This window comes from Paenarthrobacter sp. 4246 (genome assembly GCF_040546855.1).
Taxonomy (GTDB): domain Bacteria; phylum Actinomycetota; class Actinomycetes; order Actinomycetales; family Micrococcaceae; genus Arthrobacter.
In genome coordinates this window covers 98853-123187 of sequence record NZ_JBEPOP010000001.1, presented here as the reverse complement: position 1 = coordinate 123187, position 24335 = coordinate 98853, and the positions used below count along the sequence as shown (strand labels likewise).

General features: G+C 61.0%; 28 protein-coding genes. 15 read left to right on the top strand and 13 right to left on the bottom strand.

Going from position 1 to position 24335, the window contains the following annotated elements:
• Positions 1 to 47: 47 nt before the first annotated feature.
• Complete coding sequence (locus ABIE35_RS00585) at positions 48 to 980, bottom strand: carbohydrate ABC transporter permease (RefSeq protein ID WP_354511954.1); 933 nt, start codon at positions 978 to 980, stop codon at positions 48 to 50.
• On the bottom strand, positions 977 to 1828 hold the full coding sequence (locus ABIE35_RS00580; protein ID WP_354511952.1) for a carbohydrate ABC transporter permease: 852 nt from the start codon (positions 1826 to 1828) through the stop codon (positions 977 to 979). The genes ABIE35_RS00585 and ABIE35_RS00580 overlap by 4 nt, the downstream gene beginning before the upstream one ends.
• Here ABIE35_RS00580 and ABIE35_RS00575 point away from each other — a divergent pair.
• The 9 genes from ABIE35_RS00575 to ABIE35_RS00535 all read left to right on the top strand — a co-directional run bounded on the left by ABIE35_RS00575 (position 1812) and on the right by ABIE35_RS00535 (position 7510).
• Entirely contained in the window at positions 1812 to 1946 is a 135-nt protein-coding gene (locus tag ABIE35_RS00575) for a hypothetical protein (protein WP_354512359.1), read from the top strand. The two genes, ABIE35_RS00580 and ABIE35_RS00575, sit on opposite strands and share 17 nt — an antisense overlap.
• Before the next feature lie 260 nt (positions 1947 to 2206).
• Positions 2207 to 3157 carry a P1 family peptidase gene (locus ABIE35_RS00570; protein WP_354511950.1) on the top strand — a complete coding sequence of 317 codons (951 nt, stop codon included), beginning with the start codon at positions 2207 to 2209 and terminating at the stop codon, positions 3155 to 3157.
• A gap of 193 nt (positions 3158 to 3350) precedes the next feature.
• The gene (gene infA, locus ABIE35_RS00565; protein WP_011775571.1) at positions 3351 to 3572 is read left to right on the top strand and encodes a translation initiation factor IF-1; all 222 of its coding nucleotides are present in this window, start codon (positions 3351 to 3353) and stop codon (positions 3570 to 3572) included.
• Positions 3573 to 3644: 72 nt separating this feature from the next.
• On the top strand, positions 3645 to 3758 hold the full coding sequence (rpmJ, locus tag ABIE35_RS00560) for a 50S ribosomal protein L36 (RefSeq protein ID WP_011775570.1): 114 nt from the start codon (positions 3645 to 3647) through the stop codon (positions 3756 to 3758).
• 196 nt (positions 3759 to 3954) lie between these two features.
• Positions 3955 to 4332, top strand: a complete 378-nt coding sequence (gene rpsM / locus ABIE35_RS00555; RefSeq protein WP_011775569.1) for a 30S ribosomal protein S13 — start codon at positions 3955 to 3957, stop codon at positions 4330 to 4332.
• A gap of 51 nt (positions 4333 to 4383) precedes the next feature.
• Entirely contained in the window at positions 4384 to 4785 is a 402-nt protein-coding gene (gene rpsK / locus ABIE35_RS00550; protein WP_014922380.1) for a 30S ribosomal protein S11, read from the top strand.
• Between the two features lie 149 nt (positions 4786 to 4934).
• Positions 4935 to 5945: a DNA-directed RNA polymerase subunit alpha gene (locus tag ABIE35_RS00545; RefSeq protein WP_011775567.1), complete on the top strand. Its 1011-nt coding sequence runs from the start codon at positions 4935 to 4937 to the stop codon at positions 5943 to 5945.
• A gap of 66 nt (positions 5946 to 6011) precedes the next feature.
• The gene (rplQ, locus tag ABIE35_RS00540) at positions 6012 to 6587 is read left to right on the top strand and encodes a 50S ribosomal protein L17 (RefSeq protein ID WP_354511949.1); all 576 of its coding nucleotides are present in this window, start codon (positions 6012 to 6014) and stop codon (positions 6585 to 6587) included.
• A gap of 32 nt (positions 6588 to 6619) precedes the next feature.
• Positions 6620 to 7510, top strand: a complete 891-nt coding sequence (locus ABIE35_RS00535; protein ID WP_354511948.1) for a tRNA pseudouridine synthase A — start codon at positions 6620 to 6622, stop codon at positions 7508 to 7510.
• A 135-nt stretch (positions 7511 to 7645) separates the two neighbouring features.
• On the opposite strand, the gene ABIE35_RS00530 is transcribed toward ABIE35_RS00535, so the two are convergent.
• From ABIE35_RS00530 to ABIE35_RS00490, 9 genes are all read right to left on the bottom strand, one after another.
• Positions 7646 to 8524: a type II secretion system F family protein gene (locus ABIE35_RS00530; protein ID WP_310205960.1), complete on the bottom strand. Its 879-nt coding sequence runs from the start codon at positions 8522 to 8524 to the stop codon at positions 7646 to 7648.
• 10 nt (positions 8525 to 8534) lie between these two features.
• The gene (locus ABIE35_RS00525; protein WP_310205957.1) at positions 8535 to 9476 is read right to left on the bottom strand and encodes a type II secretion system F family protein; all 942 of its coding nucleotides are present in this window, start codon (positions 9474 to 9476) and stop codon (positions 8535 to 8537) included.
• A gap of 2 nt (positions 9477 to 9478) precedes the next feature.
• A complete protein-coding gene (locus ABIE35_RS00520; protein ID WP_354512341.1) occupies positions 9479 to 10798 on the bottom strand; it encodes a TadA family conjugal transfer-associated ATPase in 1320 nt (439 codons plus the stop codon).
• 131 nt (positions 10799 to 10929) lie between these two features.
• Complete coding sequence (locus ABIE35_RS00515) at positions 10930 to 12129, bottom strand: CpaE/TadZ family protein (RefSeq protein WP_310205953.1); 1200 nt, start codon at positions 12127 to 12129, stop codon at positions 10930 to 10932.
• Positions 12126 to 12893 carry a Flp pilus assembly protein CpaB gene (cpaB, locus tag ABIE35_RS00510; RefSeq protein ID WP_354511945.1) on the bottom strand — a complete coding sequence of 256 codons (768 nt, stop codon included), beginning with the start codon at positions 12891 to 12893 and terminating at the stop codon, positions 12126 to 12128. Before cpaB ends, ABIE35_RS00515 begins: the two co-directional genes overlap by 4 nt.
• Positions 12894 to 12946: 53 nt before the next feature.
• Entirely contained in the window at positions 12947 to 13984 is a 1038-nt protein-coding gene (locus ABIE35_RS00505; protein ID WP_354511944.1) for a pilus assembly protein TadG-related protein, read from the bottom strand.
• Positions 13972 to 14343: a TadE/TadG family type IV pilus assembly protein gene (locus ABIE35_RS00500; RefSeq protein ID WP_310207050.1), complete on the bottom strand. Its 372-nt coding sequence runs from the start codon at positions 14341 to 14343 to the stop codon at positions 13972 to 13974. Before ABIE35_RS00500 ends, ABIE35_RS00505 begins: the two co-directional genes overlap by 13 nt.
• A gap of 140 nt (positions 14344 to 14483) precedes the next feature.
• Positions 14484 to 14678, bottom strand: a complete 195-nt coding sequence (locus ABIE35_RS00495) for a Flp family type IVb pilin (RefSeq protein WP_310205943.1) — start codon at positions 14676 to 14678, stop codon at positions 14484 to 14486.
• A gap of 326 nt (positions 14679 to 15004) precedes the next feature.
• Positions 15005 to 15649, bottom strand: coding sequence for a prepilin peptidase (locus ABIE35_RS00490; protein ID WP_354511942.1), 645 nt, complete (start codon positions 15647 to 15649; stop codon positions 15005 to 15007).
• Between the two features lie 287 nt (positions 15650 to 15936).
• Between ABIE35_RS00490 and rplM the strand changes: the two genes are divergently transcribed.
• The 3 genes from rplM to glmM all read left to right on the top strand — a co-directional run bounded on the left by rplM (position 15937) and on the right by glmM (position 18446).
• Positions 15937 to 16380 (top strand): 50S ribosomal protein L13, encoded by a 444-nt coding sequence (gene rplM / locus ABIE35_RS00485; RefSeq protein WP_011775554.1) that lies wholly within the window; start codon positions 15937 to 15939, stop codon positions 16378 to 16380.
• A 39-nt stretch (positions 16381 to 16419) separates the two neighbouring features.
• Complete coding sequence (gene rpsI, locus ABIE35_RS00480) at positions 16420 to 16926, top strand: 30S ribosomal protein S9 (RefSeq protein ID WP_089595774.1); 507 nt, start codon at positions 16420 to 16422, stop codon at positions 16924 to 16926.
• Between the two features lie 155 nt (positions 16927 to 17081).
• Positions 17082 to 18446, top strand: coding sequence for a phosphoglucosamine mutase (glmM, locus tag ABIE35_RS00475; protein ID WP_280623240.1), 1365 nt, complete (start codon positions 17082 to 17084; stop codon positions 18444 to 18446).
• Between the two features lie 66 nt (positions 18447 to 18512).
• Here glmM and ABIE35_RS00470 read toward each other — a convergent pair whose 3' ends face one another.
• Together ABIE35_RS00470 and coaA are read right to left on the bottom strand one after the other, a co-directional pair.
• The gene (locus tag ABIE35_RS00470) at positions 18513 to 19316 is read right to left on the bottom strand and encodes a M15 family metallopeptidase (protein WP_354512340.1); all 804 of its coding nucleotides are present in this window, start codon (positions 19314 to 19316) and stop codon (positions 18513 to 18515) included.
• Positions 19317 to 19383: 67 nt separating this feature from the next.
• Complete coding sequence (gene coaA / locus ABIE35_RS00465; RefSeq protein WP_011775550.1) at positions 19384 to 20355, bottom strand: type I pantothenate kinase; 972 nt, start codon at positions 20353 to 20355, stop codon at positions 19384 to 19386.
• A gap of 139 nt (positions 20356 to 20494) precedes the next feature.
• Here coaA and glmS point away from each other — a divergent pair, with 139 nt between their 5' ends.
• The 3 genes from glmS to ABIE35_RS00450 are packed head-to-tail and all read left to right on the top strand — an operon-like array spanning position 20495 to position 24325.
• The gene (gene glmS / locus ABIE35_RS00460) at positions 20495 to 22378 is read left to right on the top strand and encodes a glutamine--fructose-6-phosphate transaminase (isomerizing) (RefSeq protein WP_354511939.1); all 1884 of its coding nucleotides are present in this window, start codon (positions 20495 to 20497) and stop codon (positions 22376 to 22378) included.
• A 4-nt stretch (positions 22379 to 22382) separates the two neighbouring features.
• Positions 22383 to 22730, top strand: a complete 348-nt coding sequence (locus ABIE35_RS00455; protein WP_011775548.1) for a holo-ACP synthase — start codon at positions 22383 to 22385, stop codon at positions 22728 to 22730.
• 17 nt (positions 22731 to 22747) lie between these two features.
• Positions 22748 to 24325 (top strand): NAD(P)H-hydrate epimerase, encoded by a 1578-nt coding sequence (locus tag ABIE35_RS00450; protein WP_354511937.1) that lies wholly within the window; start codon positions 22748 to 22750, stop codon positions 24323 to 24325.
• Positions 24326 to 24335 lie beyond the last annotated feature (10 nt).

Sequence of the window (24335 nt, the reverse complement as noted above, 5' to 3'; positions counted from 1 at the left end):
TAACTTCACTAGGGGTATTTCGATGCGAATGGTGCGGAGGGAGAAAATCAGCCGGTGACGCTTCCTTGGGTCAGGCCGGCCACGATGTAGCGCTGGAGTGCTGCGAACACCAGCAGGATGGGGACGATCACCAGAACGGCGCCGGCCATGAGGATTCCCCAGCCTGCCCCATTGCCTTCCGAGTTCTGCAGCAACGTCAGGCCCACGGGCAGGGTCATGGTTTCGGGGCGGTCGGTAATGATGAGCGGCCAGATGTAGTCGTTCCATTCACTGACCACGGTCACCAACGCCACAGTGGCGATTGACGGTACCGAGACCGGCACAATGATTTGCCAGAGCCTCCGCCAGTGCCCGGCTCCGTCAATTTCCGCGGCCTCCAGGATGGACGGCGGCAGCGTCAGGAAGTGTTGGCGCAGCAGGAACGTGCCAAATGCCGTGCCAAGGCCGGGGAGGATGATGCCCCACAAAGTGTTCTTTCCGCCCATTCCCGCAATGAGGATGTAGTTGGGCAGGATGGACACCTGGGCCGGGACCATGAGGGCTACCAGGATCAGCACGAAGATCACGTTCTTGAACGGGAATCGCACGAACACCAGGGCGTAGGCGGTCAGGATGGCCAGGATGACCTTGATGGATGAGCCGATCACTGTCACGATCAGGCTGTTTGCGAAGAACTGCGCAAACGGGACGGTGGTCATCGCCGTGGCGTAATTTTCCAGGTTCAGGGACTCCGGCAGGATCTTCAAATCCATGGTGACGATCTCGCCCGGCTGCTTGAAAGAGCTCAACAGCATCCACAGCAGGGGCAGGAACACCACCAGTGTGGCAATGATCAACGGGACGTACCCGGTTGCGACAGTCTGGAGCAGGTTGGCGCTGGAGAAGGGACGCGGCCGTTGCGGTTGCTGCGACTCTTGCCGGTTGCCCTGCTGTGCGTCCTGTGGGGAAGGCACGACTGCGGCTGGTAACGGTGCGCTCATGAGTAGTGGACCTTTCGCTCAACGAACCGCAGTTGGAGGACCGTGATGATCAGCAGGATGGCGAAGAGAATCACCGAGATCGCGGCGGAATACCCGGCCCGGTTATAGGCGCCGAATGCCTGCAGATACGCCTCATAAATCAACGTGCTGGTGCCGTTGCCCAGCGGAGTCATGATGCGGATGAGGTCGAAGGCCTGTAAAGAGCTGAGCATGGTGGTGATCAGCAGGAAGAACGTGGTGGGGGAAAGAAGCGGCATGGAGATGTTGAAGAACCTCCGCACGCTGTTCGCCCCATCAAGCGCCGCAGCTTCCATGACGTCGCGGGGAAGGGACTGCAACCCGGCGAGGTACACCACGGCGCAATAGCCCAGGTTCTTCCAGATGTAGACGATGATGACCATCACCAACGACAACTGGGGATCGTTGATCCACTGTGGGCTCTGCTGCCCCATTCCCCGAAGAATCCACGCCAGCACGCCGTAGCCGGGATCGAAGATGAACAGCCACACCAGGCCGACGCCCACCCCGGACAGCACGTAAGGGGCAAACACCGCGGACCTCGCAAAGGTGGTTCCACGGACCTTCGAGTTCAACGCCAGGGCAACCAGCAACCCGAGAACCATCGAGCCGCCCACCGTCACCAACGTAAAGACGGCCGTGGTCCCCAGAACCTTGGCCGCATCCTCGCTGGTGAAGAAGGTGACATAGTTCTGCAGCCCCACCACCGTGGCCGACGCCGAACCCAGCGTCCAATCCAACGTGGAGTAATAGATGTTGTTGATCAGGGGCCAGTACGTGAAGGTGCCGATCAGCACCAGGTTCGGTAAAGCCATGGCAAGAAAAACCATGAAGTCCTTGCGGCTGCGGCCGGACCAGCCCCTTCTCACCGGAGGGTCCTCTGCTGCCTCTTCGGTTGGGGATGGTGTCCTGGAGGCCGGCCTGCCTGCAGGCGCGGTGCTGCTGTGAATCTGTCGGGTGGTCATGGGTCACTAACGTTTTCGGGCGAACGTGGGGCGCCAACTCCCGGACCGGGGCGGCGAAGACAGGCCTAGCTCACCACACGCGCAGCGGCTGAATGGGCCGAATACGCGGTCCGTAGCGATAGTTGTCTGACACTTCCCAACCCGTTTACTCGGCGTTACTCGCTTGTTCGTATTCGAGGCCGGGCTCCCACTTCGACCCTGCGCCCCGCCCTGCGGTCGGGTGCCAAGGTGGAGAATGAAGCCATGAGTTCGATCACCGATGTTGCCGGCATACGGGTTGGGCATGTGCAGAGGGTGGGGGAGGGGTGGCTGTCCGGGGTGACTGTTGTTCTTCCTCCTGTGGGGACGGTGGGGTCCGTGGATGTGCGCGGTGGGGGTCCCGGGACTCATGAGACCGATGCCCTGGATCCCACCACATTGGTATCCACTGTTGATGCCGTGGTGCTGACGGGGGGCAGCGCCTTTGGCTTGGCCTCAGCCGGCGGGGCCCAGCTGTGGTGCGAGGAACAGGGGAGGGGCTTTGCTGTTCCCGGGACCGTGGTGCCGATTGTCCCTGCGGCCGCCATCTTCGACCTCGGGCGGGGTGGTGACGTGAAAGCGCGACCGGACGCCGGCATGGGCTACCAGGCAGCCGCCGCAGCGTTCGCCTCAGGTGACCATGCCGTCGTCGAACGTGGAAATGTGGGTGCGGGGACTGGTGCCGTTGTCGCGAGGGGACAGTACAAAGGTGGAATCGGAACGTCGTCCATCACTCTCGACGGCGGGGTGGTTGTGGGGGCCATTGCGGTAGTTAATGCGCTTGGTTCGCCGGTGTTCAGCTCGACAGGGCCGCAACTCTCTGCGGACCCGATGGCGTCATCGCAGGGGCTCAACACGACGTTGGTGGTGGTCGCTACGAATGCTGCCCTTGATGTGGCCGAATGCAAGCGGACCGCCAGCGCCGGGCATGCCGGGTTGGCCCGGGCTTTGGATCCGTCCCACACCCTTGCGGACGGCGATACCGTGTTCGCCTTGGCGACTGGCGCCGTCGTGCTTGACCGCAGTACTGAACAGGCGCGGCAGGTGTCGCTGATAACGCTCCAAAGTGCCGCAGCGGAAGCCGTTCGACTCGCGATACTCGACGGCGTCCGGGCTGCGGAAAGTGTCTCGACGGCGGCAGGTGAATTCCCGGCTTTCAGGCCCGCAGGGGAGTGACGGCGGAGGGCCCTTGCGCTACCATGGACGGATTTAACTTTCCGGCCTGATTGGCGTAGAGTTATTTGTTGGTTGTCTGTGCAGCCACGCCCTTTTAGTGTCGTGGTTCAAGAGGGCCAAGCAAACAAAAAACGTCCGCTGGATCTTCGGTGCCTAACTGAAGGACGGCGGCAAACAACAGTTAGCGGAGGATATGGCCAAGAAGGACGGGGTCATTGAGATCGAGGGCGTTGTGACTGAGGCGCTGCCCAATGCGATGTTTCGCGTTGAGCTCACCAACAAGCACGTCGTTCTCGCACACATCTCTGGGAAGATGCGACAGCACTACATTCGAATCCTCCCCGAGGACCGGGTAGTGGTTGAGCTGAGCCCATACGACCTCACACGTGGTCGTATCGTCTACCGCTACAAGTAAATTGCTGGGCGGCCAGGCAATAGTGCCTAAGCCGCTCCAGCAGATCAACTGCAAAACACGCAAAGGAACGCCATGAAGGTCAAGCCGAGCGTCAAGCAGATCTGCGACAAGTGCAAAGTGATCCGCCGTAACGGCCGGGTCATGGTGATCTGCGAGAACCCGCGCCACAAGCAGCGCCAGGGCTAATTCCCCTTCCGGGAATCAGCGCCCGCAAGGGCAAACCTGGGTTGCTAGCCCACGCAAGTAAATAAAGGCAGCACAAGCTGTGCCAGGACTGCATTACAGAGCCTGGTCAGCGAACCCCCGGTCGGAGGCTGGGGCCACACGGAACGTGTGGGTGTACTGCCTACGACCTCCGGTTTATTCAAGGAGTACTGCCACTATGGCTCGTCTCGCTGGCGTAGACATTCCCCGCGAAAAGCGGTTGGAAATTGCGCTTACTTACATCTACGGCGTGGGCAAGACCCGTGCACACGAAACCCTGGCTGCCACTGGCATCAGCGCCGACGTTCGCGTCAAGGACCTGACTGACGCCGAACTGGTTCAGCTGCGTGACTACATTGAAGGCAACTACAAGGTTGAGGGTGACCTTCGCCGCGAGGTAGCCGCTGACATCCGCCGCAAGGTAGAGATCGGCAGCTACGAAGGCCTGCGCCACCGCAAGGGCCTGCCCGTACGCGGACAGCGTACGAAGACCAACGCTCGTACCCGTAAGGGCCCGAAGCGCACCGTCGCCGGCAAGAAGAAGGCCGGACGTTAATCCCTCGGGATTGATCCGGTTTTCCCCCGATAACTTTCTGTAGGAGAAACAATGCCCCCGAAGACTCGTGGAGCGGTTCGTAAGCCGCGTCGCAAGGATAAGAAGAATATTGCGCTTGGCCAGGCGCACATCAAGAGCACCTTTAACAACACCATCGTGTCCATCACGGACCCGAATGGTGCTGTCATCTCATGGGCTTCCGCCGGTGAGGTTGGCTTCAAGGGCTCCCGTAAGTCCACTCCCTTCGCTGCCCAGATGGCTGCTGAAGCCGCTGCAAAGCGCGCTCAGGAGCACGGTCTGCGCAAGGTTGACGTATTCGTCAAGGGCCCGGGATCCGGACGCGAAACCGCAATCCGTTCGCTTCAGGCCGCTGGCCTCGAGGTTGGCTCCATCCAGGACGTCACCCCCAGCGCCCACAACGGTTGCCGCCCGCCGAAGCGCCGCCGCGTCTAATTAGGTCTTCCCTGCCTGACTGGCCGGGCCTGCTGTGGAGAGTTTCGGCCCTCCATAAGCATGGCCCGGCTGGTCAGGCTGGAAACCGAAGCCGATTTCCACCACCTGTGTTGCGTCATATAGCGGATGCTCGCCGAAAGGAAACCTAAGTGCTCATTGCACAGCGCCCCACCCTGTCTGAAGAAGTTGTATCCGAGAACCGCTCCCGTTTCATCATTGAACCGCTGGAGCCGGGCTTCGGCTACACCCTCGGAAACTCCCTCCGCCGTACCCTGCTCTCCTCCATCCCCGGTGCTGCTGTAACCAGCATCCGGATCGATGGCGTGCTGCACGAGTTCACCACGGTTCCGGGTGTCAAGGAAGATGTCACCGAGATCATCCTGAACATCAAGAACCTTTCGGTTTCCTCCGAGCACGATGAGCCGGTTGTTGCGTACCTGCGCAAGCAGGGCCCCGGAGTCGTCACCGCCGCGGACATCGCTCCGCCGGCCGGCGTCGAATTCCACAACCCGGATCTGCACATTGCCACTCTGAACTCGAAGGGCAAGTTCGAACTCGAACTGACCATCGAGCGCGGCCGTGGCTACGTTTCGGCAGCTCAGAACAAGTCCGGCGACTCCGAGATTGGCCGTATTCCGGTTGACTCGATCTACTCGCCGGTCATGAAGGTAACTTTCCGCGTGGAAGCTACCCGTGTTGAGCAGCGCACCGACTTCGACAAGCTCATTGTTGACGTCGAGACCAAGCAGGCAATCGCTCCGCGCGATGCTGTTGCTTCCGCAGGCACCACCTTGGTGGAACTGTTCGGTCTGGCTCGTGAGCTGAACACCGCAGCTGAAGGTATCGAGATTGGCCCGTCGCCGACGGACGCTGCCCTGGCAGCTGACATGGCTCTGCCGATCGAGGATCTGGACCTCACCGTCCGTTCCTACAACTGCCTCAAGCGTGAGGGCATCCACACCGTGGGTGAACTCGTTGCCCGCTCCGAGGCTGACCTGATGGACATTCGTAACTTCGGTGCGAAGTCCATTGACGAGGTCAAGGCAAAGCTCGTGGAACTGGGTCTGTCCCTCAAGGACTCCCCTCCCGGTTTCGATCTCGCAGCCCGCGCCGCAGCCATCGAAGAGGACGACGCCGCGTTCAGCGACGACGAGCTCTAAACAGCAGATCTTGGCCGCTGGGTCCAGCAATGGACCTGAACGGCTTACATAACAGGAGAAATAACTATGCCTACCCCCACTAAGGGTCCGCGCCTCGGAGGCGGCCCGGCTCACGAGCGCCTGATGCTCGCGAACCTGGCAGCTGCTCTCTTTGAGCACAAGCGCATCACCACCACGGTCACCAAGGCCAAGCGCCTTAAGCCGTACGCAGAGCGTCTGGTCACCTTCGCCAAGCGTGGCGACCTCGCTTCCCGCCGCCGCGTTCTCGGCCTGATCAGCGACAAGGGCGTTGTCCACGAGCTGTTCACCGACATCGCCGGCGCCGTTGCCAACCGCGATGGTGGCTACACCCGCATCACCAAGATCGGCAACCGCAAGGGCGACAACGCTCCCATGGCTGTCATCGAGCTCGTTCTCGAGCCGGTTTCCCCGAAGCAGGCCGTTGTTGCTGAAGCAACTGCTGCCGCTGCCAAGGCTGCTCCGGCTGCCGACGCTCCGGCTGCTGAGGAAGAGGTCGTTGAGACCGAAGCCGTAGACGCAGAAGCTGCTGAGACGGAAGAGGCTCCGGCCGCTGAAGCCGACGCTGCTGAAGCTGAAGCTGCTGAGACCGAAGAGGCTCCGGCCGCTGAGGACAAGAAGTAATTCACTGAATTCTTCGCAGTAGAATTAAGTCTATGAACGAACGAAAACCCGCTGCCCCCGTTTTGGGGGGCGGCGGGTTTTTGCGTGTACGGCTTGATCTCTCTTACGACGGCGGACCCTTCAACGGGTGGGCCCTGCAGCCCAGCCTTCGAACTGTTCAGGGCTCCTTGGAGGAAGCCCTGGCGCTCCTGTTGCAACGACCAGTCCGCGTGACGGTGGCTGGCAGGACTGACGCGGGAGTCCACGCCCGCGGCCAGGTGGTTCACCTGGACCTGACCGAAGCCGAGTGGCTGTCACTCCCGCGTGGGCACGAACTCGATCCCGCCGTCGCGCTGTTGCGTCGTCTCCGCGGCGCCTTGAGCCGGATACTTGGGGATCTCACCGGTGCCGTGGAAGTGCACGACGCCGGTCTGGCGCCTGAAGGCTTCGACGCCCGCTTTTCAGCGTTGTGGCGCAGGTACAGTTACCGCATTGCCGACGGTCCCGAACGGTGGGATCCCCTTCTGCGGGGAATCACGCTGTGGCACAAAGCGCCGTTGGATGTTTCGCTCATGAACTCCGGGGCTCTGGCGTTGCTGGGGCTCCAGGATTTCCGCTCTTACTGCAAGCCGCGCGAAGGTGCCACCACCATACGGGAGCTCCAGAAGTTCTCCTTCACCCGTGGCAGCGACGGTGTCATTGTAGCCACCGTCCAGGCTGACGCTTTCTGCCACAACATGGTGCGGTCCTTGGTGGGGTCTGCGCTACGGGTGGGGGAGGAATTGGAGTCTCCGGGCTGGCTGCACTCGCGCCTGCTGGAAAAGAGGCGCGATGCCAAATCCGTGCTCGCTGCGCCACATCCCTTGGTCCTGGAGGAAGTTTCTTATCCTTCGGATGCCGAGATGCTGGCCCGGGCTGAGCTGACGCGGGCGCGGCGGGAGTAAGCCTCTTCCGTGTCGGGACTTTCCGCGGACGTGGGAGGACCCCCTCCCGGCTCTGGGTACCGGAAGGGGGCCGTTGTGGCACTCCGTGGTCTGGGTCCGCGGAGTGCCGGTCTATTCCCCGCACGAGATGATCAGTCAGCTGAAGGTTTCGGCAATTTTGATCACGGCGGGACCCAGAAGGACTATGAAGAGCACTGGGAAGATTGAAAACAGCAGCGGGAAAAGTACCTTGACCGGCAATTTCATCGCCTTTTCCTCAGCATTTTGACGCCGCTTGACTCGAGCCTGTTTGGCCTGGGCCCGAAGTACATTGGCGATCCCAATGCCGTACTTGTCGGCTTGGATGACAGCGAGGACGAAGCTGCGAACGTCGGGGACTGTGGAACGTTCTGCAAGTGCTTCGTACGCCTCCTGACGTGGACGCCCGACTTGAATGTCCTGAAGAGTTCGCATGAGCTCATGTGCCAGTGGACCGTCCCCGTACGCTGAAGCACGCTCCATGGCGGATTCGAACCCAAGCCCTGCCTCCACCGAGATCAACATCTGGTCCAAGGTATTCGGAAACTCCACTTGTATGGCTTCCTGACGTTTGAGTCCTGTGTTGTACACAAGGAGGTCGCAAATGAAGTAGAGGAAGATGATGAGGAAGATACATAAACCGATACTCAGCGGGCCCGGACTTGCCAGAACTACCAGCAGACCTCCAACGGCTCCTGAAACCGCAAGGACCGGCTTCAATGCGATGAGCCTCGTCAGCGGCATGGATTTCGGACGTCCTGCCAGGGCGAGCCAGTGATCGAGTTTGGCTTCATAAGTTCCAGGAGTTAGCTTTCGGGCCACTCCCAGAAGCACGGGTGGATGTTGGACGTTACCACCTGCCCCTTGTGCAAAACCGGAACCCAGGTTGCTGTGGATCGCGACGATGCCCTTTCGGTCGATTGTTGCCAACGACCAGGTGAAGTAGGCGAGCGGAAGGATAATGGCTGCAATGATCAACCATAAGGTGAGCGTCATGACAGTCCTCCTAGAACGTGATCTTTACAGTGCGGCTCATCCAGAAGCCACCAACGGCGAAGAGGATGGCGCTGGCGATCAGCAGGGCGATCCCGACAGGGTGGGTGACGAAGACTGACATGTATTTAGGATTCATCAGTGTCAGGAGAAGGCCTACGCCTATTGGTAGAGCCATGAGGATGTAGGCCGACATCTTTCCCTCGGCGCTAAGGGCTTTGACGTGGGCCTTGATTTCTCCGCGTTCGCGAATAGTTCCCGCAACTTGCTCCAGGACCTCGGCCAGATCGCCACCAACCTCCCGATTAATCTGGATCGCCTGCCCTATCCAGCGGAAGTCTTCGCTGTCCATCCGGCCGGCACATTCTTCAATGGCTTGGCGGGGATCCCTGCCGATTCTTACCTCGTTGACAATGCGGGAGAGTTCCTCGGCGGTGGGTGCCTGCACTTCTTGTGCGGCTGCCTCAAAGGATCGCATGATGCTGTGTCCCACTTTGAGGCCGCCGATCAGCATCTGGATGGTGTCCGTCAGTTGTGCATCAAACTTGGCACGGCGCTTTTCCGTCTTAACAACCAGAACCAGCTTGGCTACGCATGGAGTTATTAGAGCCATCAGGATTCCGATCACCATGGAAAGAAGCAGCGATCCGAGGACACCCACGGCGACAGTCACGATCGCGACCATGACAGTGAAATCAGCCGGTGCTTGTTTCACGCCCGCGTTGTAAAGGATCTCCCGGTTAAATGGTCCTCCGGACCGGCCAATCGCAGTATCGACCATGTGGACGGCGGACTGGGAGACTCTCCCCACCGCTGAGTCACCTATTGGAGCGCCGAGTCGACGGCGATCAACGGGAAGCCGGCCATTTCGCGGTTTCAGGACAAATACGACCACGATGACGAGGGCGGCCAGGCAAAGGCCGATGGCCGTCACGAAGAATATTGGAGATTCCATAACTATCGCCTTCCCACAACAACAGGAGCTACGCCGAAAACTGAAGGCGCAACGGTGATACCGAGTTCGGTGAAGCGGTCCAGGAACCGGGGGCGGATGCCTGTCGGAAGGGCACGCCCCAGAAAACGGCCCTGAGCATCGATTCCAGCAGAATAATCAAAGAGAAAAGCATCCTGCAGTGTCACGATGTCACCCTCCATCCCTTGCACCTCGGTGATGTGGGTTACCCGCCGGCTCCCATCGCGGAGGCGGGTGACCTGCACAATGAGGTCGACTGCTGACGACACCTGCTCGCGGATGGCCCGGAGCGGAAGATCCATTCCGGCCATGAGGACCAGCGTCTCCAGACGGGCGATTGCGTCCCGGGGAGAATTGGCGTGGACAGTTGATAGTGAGCCGTCGTGTCCAGTGTTCATCGCCTGGAGCATGTCCAAAGACTCACCTCCACGGACCTCGCCCACAATGATGCGGTCGGGACGCATACGAAGTGAGTTCCGCACGAGGTCCCGGATGGTGATGGCACCCTTGCCTTCGATATTGGGTGGCCTGCTCTCCAACCGGACCACGTGGCGCTGCTGCAGCTGCAGTTCCACCGCGTCCTCGATGGTGACGATGCGGTCGGACTCAGGAATGAAGGACGACAGTACATTGAGCAGCGTCGTTTTTCCTGTACCAGTGCCGCCGGAGACGATCACATTCAGCCGTGCCCGGACACACGCGCTCAGGAGCTCCGCCATCTCCTGAGTCACAGATCCCCATTCAATGAGGTTTCGAACCGTGAGCGGTATGTGGCTGAACTTCCTGATAGTGAGCGATGGGCCGTTGACAGCCAACGGAGGGATGATCGCGTTGACACGGGAACCGTCTTCCAAGCGGGCGTCAACCAGGGGAGAAGATTCGTCAATGCGGCGGCCAACCTTGGAAACGATCCGCTCAATGACCTTCCGAAGGTGGTCATCCGAGCTGAACTGCAGCTCTGTCATGACCAGCTGGCCGTGTCGCTCCACGTAAATCTGATCAAAGCGATTCACCATGACTTCCGTGATGGAAGGGTCCTCCAGCAAGCGCTGCAGGGGACCGAAGCCCATCACTTCGTCGGAAATCTCGCGGATAAGCCTCCGACGTTCGTCCGGGGATAACGGGACCTGCTCCTCATCAATAACTGCTGATAATTCGTCCACTGCGAAGGATCGAAGGTCCTCTTCGGAGGATGATGTATCCCCGATCCTCGTGCCCATCCGATCAAAGAGGGCCGAAGCAGCCCGTTGCTTGAGCCCTGAAAGAGCGTCCGCGACCGGGGCAGAGGGGGCTCCGCCCAACATAGGAGCGGTTGGCGCTGACAAAGCGGTTCCGAACGAAGTAGCAGAATCACCTGGTGCCGCTGGTTCTGACGATGTCTCGATTATCCCGTTGCTGGCAAAGGGACTGTTCTTTGAAAGCCTTTCTGAAAGTTTCATGACACCACCACCCGCCGGTGCAGTTTGTTCTGAGGCGAGGATTCCAGACGCGGGTCGAACCGTTGAACAAGCTTCCTCAGTCCCTTGATGGCCGAATCCCGTGCAGTTCCCTGAAGCACAGGGATGCCCCGGTTCGTTGAGTAGGGGAGAGTTCGGGACCGGGGAATGACTGTATCGACGGGCACCCCGATGGTAGCTTCAACATCCTGGACCGAGAGACCGCTTTTCCGGTCCGCAAAGTTCAAGACCGTATGCCGGCCATGAGGCAAAAGCTGCAGCTCCTTTAGAACGCTGAAGGATTTTCGGAGACCTCTGATGCTGGGTACATCCATGCCGCAGACCCAGACTCCGTCGGTTGCCAGCTCAAGGGTGGCCAGGCAGTGCTCGCCCAGTCCCGGCGCCGTGTCCACCACGACATACTTGAACTCCGTTGCAAGCTGGTTAAGGAGTCGTGTTACGTGATCAGCCGTGATGTAGTCCGACTCCGAGGGCTTCTGTGGTGCGCAGAGCGCGTAGATGCCAGCCGGATGGACCGTCAAGAAGGCTTTGAGAACCATGGAATCCTGGGCGGCAGCCCCGTGGACTGCCTCGGTGATGGAGTGTTCAGGTTCCAACAACAGGCCGGAAGCGACATCTCCGAACTGCAGGTCCAAGTCCACGATGACCACACTCATCGGTGCAAGAGCGCCCAACCCAATTGCCAGATTGGTGGCAACCGTTGTTTTTCCTACGCCACCCTTAGGCGACATGACGGCTATGACGCGGCCTCTTTCCTGGCCCGACTCGGCGGCTGGCTGCATGCCGCGTCGCCGGCTCGCCGCGGCCAAGCATGCGCGCTCAAGGAGAATCCTTAGCTCGTTGACCTCAGCCTCCGGGGCGACCACGTCTCTTACGCCTGCATGCATGGCCTTGAGCACAACATCCGCGGTGGGCTCTGCCACCATCAAAAGACTGATCTCCGGATATTGAAGATCGATCACCGTAGCCAGCTTGAACGCTTCTTCAGGGTTGACGCCCGGACCGAGAATAATGACCTCGGGCGGAGCACCCGTCAGTTGTTTGAACATGTCCTCTGTCCCGCTGCGCAGGACATCCGGCGACAGAGTCTGCAGGTCTCCATGCAAGGCTCCTGCGATGGCCTGGCGTACGCGGGCTTCGAAATCACGGACGGCAGTGATGGCTACAAAGCGGCTCATTGGACCAGCCCTCCGAAAGTAGTGGTAGGAGGATCACTCTTGGCTGTTTTGTCGGTCTGCTTGGACAACCACAGGGTGCCAAACTCTGCGCCGAAGACCATCTTGGCTGCGTTGGCGTCGCTGAGGGCAACAGTGACATACGCTGAGCCATTGGGAAGCGCTACGGCCTTTTCAGTTCCCGCCGACTTCTCAGCATCGGGGGCGGCCTGCTGGACGGCAGTGACCAAAACGTCATGGTAGAGAAGTTCGGTGAAGTCCTTCCATCCTGCAATTCCTGCCGGCAGGTTGGCGCTGGCGGCCACAGCATCGTCCAGCTTGAACGATGCGAAGACTGTGACGGTATCTCCGGCCTCGACCCGACCTCCGAGCATTCGCTCCGGAGCGAGAACAAACGTCGCTTCTTGCAAACCATCGGGTACAGGAACAGTTCCCGGGACCAGTTCCTTGGGACTGACCAGTTTGACTCCCAACAGTTGCTCCCCGGGCTGGAGTTCCGCTGACGTGACTTTGCCCTTCTGATCCGTAAGAGCGCTGATGGTGCCTGGTGCAACGGCGGATTGCGGTAGCGTCTCCGCCTTGATCTTCGATTGAATTTCTTCGACTTTGGTGCCGGCCGGAATACGTTCCTTCACCACTAGTACGCTGACGGGATCGAGCCCTTGCTGCGCCCGCTTGTCGGCCCCCTGAACGTAGGTGACCAGCAAGACGGTGCCAATCACTGCTAGAAGCAGTGCTGCAATGCCTCCCAGTAGGCGTGTTTTCATTTTGTAACTCCCTTCGAGTCATCGTGAGTTAGGGGCAGATGCTTACCGGCTGCCTAGTCGGTGAGCGTTACTACTGACGCTCCGTAGTTGGGGATGCCGCCCGAAACTTGCGAACTTTCTTCGAGAGACACGAAACGGGAAAAGAAGCCTTGGATAGCCCTGCAATTGTTGGTGCAGCTTGGTGCAGCGGGATCCAGTATCTGGCCGCCATCGAACTTGTACCCAGTCACCTGGAAGGCTGCGAAACCCGCCAGTGTGTACTTTGTCTTATTGCCGTTTTGTGCCGCCGTCTTGAACAGCGGGATCAGGGCAGGTTCGTCCATGATGTGGGCGAGGGCCGAAGCGCAGGTTCCGCCGTTCGGAAAGTGATTGCCTGGTTGCCCCTGGACAACCGCGCCGATGGAGATGTCGGTTGTACATCCAGAGTTGGTTGCCAGCCAGCCGAAACCCCCGGGTTGGTAGCCATTTTGTGCAACGCACCCGCCAATTGCGGGTGCATTCGTGTCATACCGCAAGGTCACGTGGGTTGGGATGGGGTCACCCGAGAAATTTCCGGTGGAGTTCAGTGATGCCAGTTGCGCCGGCGATAGGTACTTCTTGAAAACGCATTCGCTCGCGGTCCATGGCAGGGTTGTGGCCGAAGACGGAGCTCCCCACGACGCTTCCGCTGAGGCGTCGACTGTGGCTGTGTCGATGCCAATGGCCCGTGCGAAGAACAGTGAGAAGCTGTTCTGGCCCGAGGTGTCCCTGGCATTGGTTACTACCCGCACGGTGGTCGCAGCCGGAAACGTGACGACAGCGCCGCTGGTGTTGTCGTTGGCATTGTTATTGGCAAACTGATTACCCGTCGACGCACTGCTCCCGCAGCTACCACCGGCACAGTCGGTGGCGATAGCCAGAGCGGCTGCATCCGCACCGTTTTGAAGCTGGGCCTTCTCCGCATAGAGCGCCCCGACGTCGACAGCGAGTGCGGCAAACCCCAAGAGAGCGACCATGAGCACGGCAACGAGGACGGTAACGGTGCCCCTTTCGGAATCGCCGGAATCCAGATCAGCCCGGAACTCAGGACGAGGTGCACCTAGCCCCCGCATCTCATTACTCCTACTCCGGTCATGTTGAGAGGAAACAGCCCTGGGGCGCCGAACAGGCCAGAGTCAAGAAATCCCGACATCGATGGGAGTGAGACGCTGGTGGTCACTGTCACCGTGCCGCCAGGGGCGCAACTCGTCGCGTTGTCACTCACGGAAACCCCTAAACCATCAAGCGATGGCGCTGAGGAAAGTGCCGTTCCGGTCACGTCCAGAGCACCTTCTTGATAGTGGACTGCTGCGTATCGTGCACCCTCGCGGGCGGCTTGTGTGAGTGAAACTTGGACGTTAAGGGCTCGTCCAAATTCCATGACCCCAACCAGGATCAGCAATAGGAGCGGCAAGATGAGCGCCATTTCCACGGCCACCGCGCCGCGTTCCTTCGTATTCGATTTCACGAGCGTCTCCCAGATCCAGAATCGCGGAAGCAAAATGGGACTTAAAGAAGAGGGTTGGCTGCGTCAGCGATTATTGTCGCCATCGCAGCCAACCGCAGGGTCTCTTAGAGCTCGCCGGCGATGCTGATGAAGAGGTCGCGGACTGCCGGACCCAGGATCAACAGGCCGGCGATGGCGACGATTGCGATCAACGAGACCATCAGGCCGTATTCAACCATCGTCGCTCCCTTCTCCTCTTGGGTGAAGCGGTCCTTGACGCCGGCGATGTACGAGGTGATGGTGTAAATGAAAGCAGACATTGGAAAATCCTTCCCAGAAAAATGATTTACGGAATTGGGTATAGGTCCAGCAAATTATCGGAATTTGCATTTATACGTTTCCCGAACTACCCCCATGTATCCTTTAGCGGTTCGGAATTCGATGAGATAAGAATTCACCCTCGGGGGCCACCTGAACAATGCGTAGTTGTACTCGAATTGCTCAAAGGCCGCATAAGCGACACCCGTGACGGGGGAGGGGAGTACTCAGTTTTGGGGCCGGGGGAGGCCAAGGACTACTTGGTTTTGGCAGCAGCCTTATGAAAATCGCACTCAAGGGAAGCCGTAAAAGTCCCGATCGAAGACGGCTACTGGAGTACCAGGATGACGCCCAGGGCCGCGGCGAACATGGCTGGCCCATGAGCCGTCTCTACCGGCTTTTCCGCCGATCGCAGACGCAACATCAGCACCGTCAGCACCCCACCCACCACGAAACCCAAGAGTCCGCCGTAGAGTACTTGTCCCCAACCCAAGTACCCCAAGTACATTCCGAGAGGTGCAGCAAGCTTCACATCGCCCATTCCAAGGCCTCCGGGGGAAATAAGTCCCAAAATGAGGTAGCCAAGGAACAGGATGAGGCCGCCGGCGAGGGCGCGGAGCAGCTCCGGCCAGGCGGGCAGCAGCGCGGCGGAGCTGGCAAGGAGTGCGAAACCGGCCCCCAGCAGGAGCAAAACCAGGGGATTGGGCAGCAGGTGATGAGTGAAATCAATGCGGGAAAGGTGAACTCCTAGGATCCCCAGCAAAAGAAAGGCCGGCAATTCCCATGACGGGCCGAATCGCCACGCAAGCAGCCCGAACAGCAGCGAGGTGACAGCCGCCGTCGTGATCCGGACCCTCAGGGGAGGTGGTCCGCCGAGCCGCGGCAGCCGCACTGAGATGAGCCACTCTGCAGCAGGGCTCAGGAGGAGGCCCGCGAGGGCGATAATGAGTGGAAAGGCGGGCCCGTCGGTCATGTGCTCTCCCTCAATCAGTGCCCAACCCCCAAGGGCGATTACCCCATTTTGACCCGGGCGGCCCGTTGAAGGTATTGTTTAGAGTCGTTGTGCGTGTCCTATCTCGATGACACATGCCTTACGGGGGATCCAGTTGCAGGATCGCCAACTCCTGAGGCATTTCGAGATTCTGGGATGACTGGTACATAGAGCCCTCACCTCTGCTCCGGTAGCGCATACATAGTAGGTACACGCCTTATTGCGTGTCGCCTAAAACATGAACGCCAGAACAAGAACGAGGCAAAACCGTGCGTACGTACACCCCGAAGCCCGGCGATATCAACCGCCAGTGGCACGTCATTGACGCCACCGACGTTGTCCTTGGTCGTCTTGCCAGCCAGACCGCAACACTGCTGCGCGGAAAGCACAAGCCGACCTTTGCGTCCCACATGGACATGGGCGACTTCGTCATCATCATCAACGCTGAAAAGGTTGCCCTCACCGGCGCCAAGCTGGAGCAGAAGCGCGCATACCGCCACTCCGGTTACCCGGGCGGCCTGACCTCCGTCAACTACGCCGAACTGTTGGAATCCAACCCGGTTCGCGCTGTTGAGAAGGCCATCAAGGGCATGCTCCCCAAGAACTCCCTCGCCGCTCAGCAGCTGGGCAAGCTCAAGGTCTACGCAGGCCCCGAGCACCCCCACGCCGCTCAGCAGCCGAAGACTTTCGAAATCACCCAGGTCGCCCAGTAGTCCTGGCCACCAACTAAACTTTTTATTACAAGGAGAACCGTGGCTCAGAACGAAGAACTGACCGCCGAAGCCGTCGAGGCTGAGGAAACCCTCACCAGCTACACCTCTGAAAGCACATCTGGTGAAGATGCGCCCAAGAAGGAGCGCCCGGCACTGACCGTTGCCGGCGCAGCTGTTGGCCGCCGCAAGGAAGCCGTTGCACGCGTTCGCGTTGTACCGGGTTCCGGCAAGTGGACCATCAACGGCCGCACGCTGGACAACTACTTCCCGAACAAGCTGCACCAGCAGGATGTCAACGAGCCCTTCAAGATCCTTGATCTCGAAGGTGCTTACGACGTCATCGCCCGTATCCACGGCGGTGGCATCTCCGGCCAGGCCGGTGCACTGCGTCTCGGTGTTGCTCGCTCGCTGAACGAGATCGACGTCGACAACAACCGCGCCACCCTCAAGAAGGCCGGTTACCTGCGCCGTGACGCCCGCGTCATCGAGCGTAAGAAGGCTGGTCTCAAGAAGGCACGCAAGGCTCAGCAGTACTCCAAGCGTTAATTCGCTTGGCCCCTTCGTTGGGGCAGCGAAAGCCCGTTCCGCCACTTCGGCGGGGCGGGCTTTCGCCGTTAAACACGGGCGTTGCACGGCCCGCATGTGACGCTCCGACACGCTCCTGAACTGATGGTGTCCCGGCGTCGTCTAAACTTGAGCCGATGTCTAGATTATTTGGAACAGATGGCGTGCGCGGTCTCGCGAACGGATTGCTCACCGCCGAGCTGGCTATGCAGCTTGCCCAGGCCGCCGCCGTCGTACTCGGCCATGACCGCACAACCAACGGCAAGCGGCCACGCGCCGTCGTCGCCAGGGACCCCAGAGCGAGTGGCGAGTTCCTCGCCGCCGCCGTGGAAGCCGGGCTTTCCAGCTCCGGAATCGACGTCTACGACGCCGGTGTCCTTCCCACCCCTGCGGCCGCTTACCTGGTAGCAGATCTCGACGCCGATTTCGGCGTCATGCTGTCGGCCTCCCACAACCCCGCGCCGGACAACGGCATCAAGTTCTTTGCCCGCGGCGGCCAGAAGCTCCCGGACCACGTCGAAGACGCCATTGAGGCACAGCTCGGCAAAGAGCCGCAGCGCCCCGTGGGAGCCGACGTCGGACGCATCCAGCGCTTCTCCGACGCTGAGGACCGTTATATCGTGCACCTGCTGGGCACGCTTCCCAAGCGCCTTGACGGCCTGAAGGTGGTCCTGGACTGTGCCCACGGTGCGGCGAGCGGTTGTTCACCCCAAGTGTTCAAGGATGCCGGTGCGGACGTCGTAGTGATCGGCGCTGAGCCGGACGGTCTGAACATCAACGAGGGCGTAGGCTCCACCCACCTGGGCCCGTTGAAGGAAGCAGTTCTCCAGCATGGCGCCGACCTTGGCGTAGCCCACGACGGCGACGCCGACCGTTGCCTCGCCGTGGACCACGAGGGCAATGAAGTGGATGGCGACCAGATCATGGCCATCCTTGCACTGGCCCTCAACGAGGCCGGAAAGCTCAAGGACAGCATCCTTGTGGCTACTGTGATGAGCAACCTCGGCCTCAAGATCGCCCTCAAGAGTGCCGGTATCACCATCCGCGAAACCGGAGTCGGCGACCGCTACGTCCTCGAAGAAATGCGCAACGGCGGTTACAACCTGGGCGGCGAACAGTCCGGCCATGTGATCTTCTCCGATTACGCCACCACAGGTGACGGTGTCCTGACCGGCCTGCAGCTCGCAGCACAGGTTGCACTGACGGGCCGCAGCCTCAAGGAACTCTCCACCGCGATGACCAAGCTCCCGCAGCTGATGATCAACGTCAAGGGCGTGGACAAGGCCCGCGCCGGTACTGACGAAGGCGTGGCGGCTGCTGTTGCTGCAGCCGAACTCGAACTGGGTGAAACCGGCCGCGTGCTCCTCCGCCCGTCGGGTACTGAGGCACTGGTCCGTGTCATGGTGGAAGCCGCTGACATGGAAACGGCTGAGCGCATCTGCAACAGCCTTGCCGCTGTGGTCAAGGAACGTCTGGGCGCTTCGAGCGAAATGGCCGTCTAAGAAGCCAAAACGAGCGTCGGCCCGCACCCCTGTCTGGCAAGGGAGCGGGCCGAGGCCATTTAAGGGCTAAAGGTAATCCGGGGCCGCTTCCAGGCCGAAATACTCCTCGAGGGTCACGATGCCGCGCAGGGCCATGTCAGTTGCTGCCTCCACGCCGATATAACGCAGGTGCCATGACTCGTAGAAGTATCCGGTGATGTCGTGGAACATCCATGGATAGCGGACCACGAAACCGAACTTATGGGCGTTGGCCTTCGCCCATACCGCTGCAGGTTGTTCAGCAAAGCACGGCTGGAAGCTGCAAGCCCCAGCGCCGTCGGCAATGTCGAAGGACCAGCCCGTCTGGTGTTCTGAGTGCCCTGGGCGTGCTGAGGCGCGGTCCGCGGCAGCCTGGCCTGTGCTTGCTACATAGCCGCCGTACGTGGCTACCTGGGTTGAGTAGGAGCGGTACCCCGAAGCCAGCGCCACAATGACGCCCTCCTTTGCAGCCGCGCCGAACATCCTTTCTGCGGCAGCCGCCGTCGTGCTGTTAAGCAAGGAGGCTTCGCCGCTGACGGCGAGGCGGATGTTTGGCTGTACCAGATCGGCCGGGACGAAGTCCTGGGGGTTGAGGGGGCGGTGCTTGTTGACGATCACCCAAGGGCTGGCGGGGTCCGTCAGCGAATGCTGCGGGGCAACCGCACTGGAGGGCGCAGCACTGGACGGCATGGCACTGGGCGACGGCGCAGCAGTCTCAGGCGCGACCGTTGCCGGATCCGTGGCGGGGGCGCTGGACGGGGCAGCAGAAGGCGTAGAGGACCCACTCGCGGCGTTGGCGGCCGCGGGGGAGGGGGCGGCAGTCTCCGGCGTGCATGCGGACAAGGCGGCCATTCCGGCACCAGCAGCAATCAGGCCCGCAAACACGCGACGACTGGGCAGCGGTTGGGGATTGGCCACCCTAGACCTTCCTCAAGAGCATGCGGCGGATGGAGTGGTCGGCGTCCTTGGTGAGAACCAGTTGGGCGCGTCCACGGGTGGGCAGCACGTTTTCTTCAAGGTTGGGTTCGTTGATGCGCTTCCAAATGCCGCGCGCGGTGGATTCGGCGTCATCATCGGACAGTGTGGCGTAGCGGTGGAAGTAGGACTCCGGCTGTGCGAAGGCAGTGGTGCGCAGTTTGCGGAAACGGTCCACGTACCATTCTTCGATATAGGACGTTTTGGCGTCCACGTAGATGGAGAAATCGAAGAAGTCACTGACGGCCAGCCCTTGTTTTCCGTCCATACGGGGGCGCGCGGGGGCGAGGACGTTGAGCCCTTCCACGATCAGAACGTCGGGACGCCGGACCACCACTTCCTTGCCCGGCACGATGTCGTACGTTACGTGGGAATACCACGGTGCGCGGACTTCTTCGGCGCCGCCTTTGACTTCCGACACAAAGCGGAGAAGCCCCCGCCGGTCGTAAGACTCGGGAAAGCCCTTGCGTTCGAGAAGGTGCCGGCGCTTCAGTTCGGCCAAGGGATAGAGGAAGCCGTCCGTGGTGATGAGTTCCACGTTGGGGGTTCCGGGCCATCGCCGGAGCATTTCCCGGAGCACGCGGGCGATGGTGGATTTGCCGACAGCCACCGAACCGGCGACGCCGATCACGAACGGAGTGCGCTGGGTCTGTTCGCCCAGGAACGTGGTTGTTGCCGCATGAAGCTGGTGGGAAGCCTCTACATAGAGGTGCAGAAGCCGCGAAAGTGGGAGGTAAACCTCCCTGACTTCCTTCATGTCCAAGGGGTCGCCGAGGCCACGGAGACGGAAGATGTCCTCTTCGTTGAGGGGCTGCTCCATCTGCGCTGCAAGCCTGGACCACGTTTGACGGTCCAGCTCTACAAACGGGGAAGCGCCGTCGCCATTAGCTTCGGTGCGTTGCAAAGTCACGCTCATGATTCTGCCCTCCACGCGGCGGATCAGGAAATGCGCGACGACGGGAGGGTGAATTGTGGGGGCCGGACATCATAGTCGCAAGGGGAGGAGCTGGGATGTCCCACGTCAGTTGTTTGCGCTAGCCGTTAGGCTTGTACCCATGTGTGGAATCGTAGGCTATGTTGGCAATTCGTCTCGCAAGGCAGCTGGTCACAGCGCCCTTGACGTCGTCGTGGAAGGGCTGCGTCGTCTTGAGTACCGCGGCTATGACTCTGCAGGCGTCGCAGTGGTGGCTGACGGGGCAATCTCGTCCCGTAAAAAGTCCGGCAAACTGAGCAACCTGATCAGTGAACTGGAAGCAAATCCAGTACCTGAATCCCTGACCGGCATCGGCCATACCCGTTGGGCCACCCACGGCGGACCGACCGACCGCAACGCGCACCCGCACCTCTCTGACGGCGGCCGCCTTGCACTTATTCACAACGGCATCATCGAGAACTTCGCAGAGCTCAAGCAGGAACTGCTGGCCAAGGGCGTTACCTTCGAGTCCGAAACCGACACCGAAGTTGCCGCCGCGCTGGTTGGCGACATCTTCCGCACCCAGCTCAATGGCGACGGCGGAAGCCTCACCGAGGCGATGCGCCTGGCCTGCCAGCGACTCGAAGGCGCTTTCACTCTTCTTGCAGTCCACGCAGATCAGCCCGACGTCGTCGTAGCTGCCCGACGCAACTCCCCGCTGGTGGTTGGCCTGGGCGACGGCGAGAACTTCCTCGGATCCGACGTCTCCGGCTTCATCGACTACACCCGTCGTGCCGTGGAACTGGGCCAGGACCAAATCGTCACCATCACCGCGGACTCCGTGGAAATCACCGACTTCTTCGGCGCTCCCGCCGAAGGCAAGGAATACCACGTTGACTGGGACCCGGCATCTGCCGAAAAGGGTGGCTTCAACTCCTTCATGGAGAAGGAAATCCACGACCAGCCTGACGCCGTTGCGCAGACCCTCCTGGGCCGCTCGGATCTCGATGGCAAGCTGACCCTGGACGAGGTCCGCATCGATCCCGAGCTCCTCAAGCAGGTTGATAAGATCATCGTGCTCGCTTGCGGTACCGCGGCCTACGCCGGCCTGGTTGCCAAGTACGCAATCGAGAACTGGTGCCGCATCCCCACGGAGGTGGAGCTCGCCCACGAGTTCCGCTACCGCGATCCGATCGTCGACTCCAACACGCTGGTGGTTTCCATCAGCCAGTCCGGTGAGACCATGGATACGCTGATGGCCGTCCGCTACGCCCGTGAGCAGGGCGCCAAGACGATCTCCATCTGCAACACCAACGGTTCCACCATCCCGCGCGAATCCGACGCCGTGCTCTACACGCACGCCGGCCCGGAAATCGCGGTGGCCTCCACCAAGGCATTCCTGGCGCAGATTACTGCCGCCTACCTGCTGGGCCTTTACCTGGCACAGCTGCGCGGCAACATCTTCTCCGGCCAGATCAAGGACGTCCTCGCAGACCTCAACAAGATCCCGGCCAAGATCCAGAAAATCCTGGACAACGCCGGCCCCCTGCGCGAGCTCGCCCGCAGCATGAAGGACGAAAAGTCCGTGCTGTTCCTGGGCCGCCACGTTGGCTACCCGGTTGCCCTCGAAGGCGCTTTGAAGCTCAAGGAAATTGCGTACATCCACGCTGAAGGCTTCGCCGCCGGTGAGCTCAAGCACGGTCCGATCGCCCTCATCGACGACGGCCAGCCGGTCTTTGTCGTGGTGCCGTCTCCGCGCGGCCGCGACTCCCTGCACTCCAAGGTGGTCAGCAACATCCAGGAAGTCCGTGCACGTGGTGCCCGTACCCTGGTGATCGCTGAAGAAGGCGACGAGTCGGTCAAGGACTACGCAGAGCACGTGTTCTACGTACCTGAAACGCCCACGCTGCTGATGCCACTGCTCACCACCGTTCCGTTGCAGATCTTTGCTGCTGAACTGGCCGGAGCCAAGGGGTATGACGTGGATCAGCCGCGTAACCTCGCCAAGAGCGTGACCGTAGAATAACGCCATGATTGTTGGCATTGGCGTAGACGTCGTAGACATCGAACGGTTCGGCCGGCAGCTGGAACGGACGCCCGGACTCCGGGACCGCCTGTTTGTTCCGGCCGAACGGGAACTGAACACCCGCTCCTTGGCTGCACGTTTTGCGGCCAAGGAAGCCGTGGCCAAGGTCTTAGGCGCTCCCGCGGGCATGAACTGGCAGGACTGCTGGATCGGTCTCGATGAGAACGGCCCTACAGTCCAGGTCAAGGGAACCGTGCTGGCAGTGGCCGAGGCCAAGGGCGTCAAGCGCTGGCACCTGTCCATGAGCCACGACGGCGGCATCGCTACGGCGACTGTCCTCGCCGAGGGCTAGTCGGACTCTCAACAACAATGATCAGCGCCTTCACCGGACAACAGATCAGGGATGCGGAACAACCGCTCCTTGACGCTGGTGAGGGCGCTGTTCTTATGCAACGGGCAGCCTACGGGCTGGCCCAAGCCGTGGTGCGCGAGGTCAAATCCCGGCGCAAGCTGGCGGGCGCAAGTGTGACTGTCCTGGCAGGCAAGGGCAACAATGGCGGCGACGGTCTATTCGCTGCGGCCCTGCTGGCCCGCCGGGGGATGCGAACGACGGCGGTACTCGCCGCGGCTGAAGTCCACCCGGAGGCTTTGGCTGCTTTTGCCTCAGCCGGTGGGAGGACCTTGTACCTCGAACCCGGGAACGCTGAAGAACTCGCGGTCCTATGCGCCGGCGACGACGTGATCATCGATGCCCTGCTCGGCACGGGGGCCCGTGGGGGCCTGCGTGGTTCCTCGGCTGAACTGGTTGCATCCCTCCAGGAACTCCGTCCACGGTTGGTAGTGGCCTGCGATCTCCCCAGCGGCATGGACGCCAACACCGGTGAAGTTCACTGGCCGGTGCTGGAAGCAGACGTCACAGTCAGCTTTGGCGGCGTGAAAGCGGGGCTGATGACCGATCCCGGCGAGGGCTGTGCCGGGCGGGTGCACGTGGTGAAGATCGGCATCGAAGGATCACTTGAGTCCCAGCAGCCGGAGCTCCGCCGCCTCACCTCCCAGGATGTAGGAGCGGTACTGCCCCATCCTGGCCGCCGGGCACATAAATATTCCCGGGGTGTCCTGGGCGTTGTAGCGGGTTCGGTGCGGTTTGCCGGTGCTGCTGTTCTTAGTGTGCATGCCGCAGCCCTGGCTGGGGCGGGGATGGTGCGGTATGCCGGTCCTCAAACGGTGGGACAGTTGGTGCTCGCCCAAACCCCGGAAGCCCTCTGGGAGCCCGATGAGCCCGGCCGCGTCCAGGCGTGGTTACTGGGCTCGGGCGTTGATGGGGAAGAGCAGCTGGAGCGCGCCAGGAAAGCTGCCGAGGCTGCCCTTGCCAACGATCTGCCCGTGGTAGCCGACGCCGGTGCGCTGAGTCTCCTGCCGGAACGCTGCCCGCCCCATTGGATTCTGACGCCACACGCTGGAGAATTGGCTATCCTGTTCGATTCCCTCCCGTCCACGGGTGAGGTAGCTGTGACCCGCGATGACGTAGAGTCGCGTCCGCTGCATTTCGTACGGCAGGCCGCCGAACAAACGGGCGCCACCGTGCTACTGAAGGGAGCCACCACGCTGGTGGCGTCGCCGTCGGGCATTGTTTTCAGCCAATCCGAGGGCACCGCATGGATGGCGACTGCGGGAAGCGGGGATGTCCTGGGGGGAGTGCTGGGCGCGTTGCTGGCGCAGTGCGCCGAAACGATCAAGGACGACGACGGCCCCTATGCCGCCTTGGGACTGGACGTTGCCGACCGCTGGGCTGCGTTGGCGGCTGTTGCGGCGAGCGTCCACGGACGGGCAGGATCGGCAGCGTCCGCGGAATTGGCGGGCGGCCCCATTACAGCGTCGGCGGTCATGGCTGCGGTGCCGCGCGTGTTGGGTTCGCTGAACGCGGAATGCGACCGTCCAAGACCCTAAGGTTACTGTC

What these genes read in the sequence shown, in the direction of transcription:
- ABIE35_RS00585 (WP_354511954.1), bottom strand. Translation starts at nt 980, where the DNA reads ATGAGCGCACCGTTACCAGCCGCAGTCGTGCCTTCCCCACAGGACGCA.
- ABIE35_RS00575 (WP_354512359.1), top strand. Translation starts at nt 1,812, where the DNA reads ATGGCAAGAAAAACCATGAAGTCCTTGCGGCTGCGGCCGGACCAGCCC.
- ABIE35_RS00580 (WP_354511952.1), bottom strand. Translation starts at nt 1,828, where the DNA reads ATGGTTTTTCTTGCCATGGCTTTACCGAACCTGGTGCTGATCGGCACC.
- ABIE35_RS00570 (WP_354511950.1), top strand. Translation starts at nt 2,207, where the DNA reads ATGAGTTCGATCACCGATGTTGCCGGCATACGGGTTGGGCATGTGCAG.
- infA (WP_011775571.1), top strand. Translation starts at nt 3,351, where the DNA reads ATGGCCAAGAAGGACGGGGTCATTGAGATCGAGGGCGTTGTGACTGAG.
- rpmJ (WP_011775570.1), top strand. Translation starts at nt 3,645, where the DNA reads ATGAAGGTCAAGCCGAGCGTCAAGCAGATCTGCGACAAGTGCAAAGTG.
- rpsM (WP_011775569.1), top strand. Translation starts at nt 3,955, where the DNA reads ATGGCTCGTCTCGCTGGCGTAGACATTCCCCGCGAAAAGCGGTTGGAA.
- rpsK (WP_014922380.1), top strand. Translation starts at nt 4,384, where the DNA reads ATGCCCCCGAAGACTCGTGGAGCGGTTCGTAAGCCGCGTCGCAAGGAT.
- rplQ (WP_354511949.1), top strand. Translation starts at nt 6,012, where the DNA reads ATGCCTACCCCCACTAAGGGTCCGCGCCTCGGAGGCGGCCCGGCTCAC.
- ABIE35_RS00535 (WP_354511948.1), top strand. Translation starts at nt 6,620, where the DNA reads ATGAACGAACGAAAACCCGCTGCCCCCGTTTTGGGGGGCGGCGGGTTT.
- ABIE35_RS00530 (WP_310205960.1), bottom strand. Translation starts at nt 8,524, where the DNA reads ATGACGCTCACCTTATGGTTGATCATTGCAGCCATTATCCTTCCGCTC.
- ABIE35_RS00525 (WP_310205957.1), bottom strand. Translation starts at nt 9,476, where the DNA reads ATGGAATCTCCAATATTCTTCGTGACGGCCATCGGCCTTTGCCTGGCC.
- ABIE35_RS00520 (WP_354512341.1), bottom strand. Translation starts at nt 10,798, where the DNA reads ATGTTGGGCGGAGCCCCCTCTGCCCCGGTCGCGGACGCTCTTTCAGGG.
- ABIE35_RS00515 (WP_310205953.1), bottom strand. Translation starts at nt 12,129, where the DNA reads ATGAGCCGCTTTGTAGCCATCACTGCCGTCCGTGATTTCGAAGCCCGC.
- cpaB (WP_354511945.1), bottom strand. Translation starts at nt 12,893, where the DNA reads ATGAAAACACGCCTACTGGGAGGCATTGCAGCACTGCTTCTAGCAGTG.
- ABIE35_RS00505 (WP_354511944.1), bottom strand. Translation starts at nt 13,984, where the DNA reads ATGCGGGGGCTAGGTGCACCTCGTCCTGAGTTCCGGGCTGATCTGGAT.
- ABIE35_RS00495 (WP_310205943.1), bottom strand. Translation starts at nt 14,678, where the DNA reads ATGTCTGCTTTCATTTACACCATCACCTCGTACATCGCCGGCGTCAAG.
- ABIE35_RS00490 (WP_354511942.1), bottom strand. Translation starts at nt 15,649, where the DNA reads ATGACCGACGGGCCCGCCTTTCCACTCATTATCGCCCTCGCGGGCCTC.
- glmM (WP_280623240.1), top strand. Translation starts at nt 17,082, where the DNA reads ATGTCTAGATTATTTGGAACAGATGGCGTGCGCGGTCTCGCGAACGGA.
- ABIE35_RS00470 (WP_354512340.1), bottom strand. Translation starts at nt 19,316, where the DNA reads ATGGCCGCCTTGTCCGCATGCACGCCGGAGACTGCCGCCCCCTCCCCC.
- coaA (WP_011775550.1), bottom strand. Translation starts at nt 20,355, where the DNA reads ATGAGCGTGACTTTGCAACGCACCGAAGCTAATGGCGACGGCGCTTCC.
- glmS (WP_354511939.1), top strand. Translation starts at nt 20,495, where the DNA reads ATGTGTGGAATCGTAGGCTATGTTGGCAATTCGTCTCGCAAGGCAGCT.
- ABIE35_RS00455 (WP_011775548.1), top strand. Translation starts at nt 22,383, where the DNA reads ATGATTGTTGGCATTGGCGTAGACGTCGTAGACATCGAACGGTTCGGC.
- ABIE35_RS00450 (WP_354511937.1), top strand. Translation starts at nt 22,748, where the DNA reads ATGATCAGCGCCTTCACCGGACAACAGATCAGGGATGCGGAACAACCG.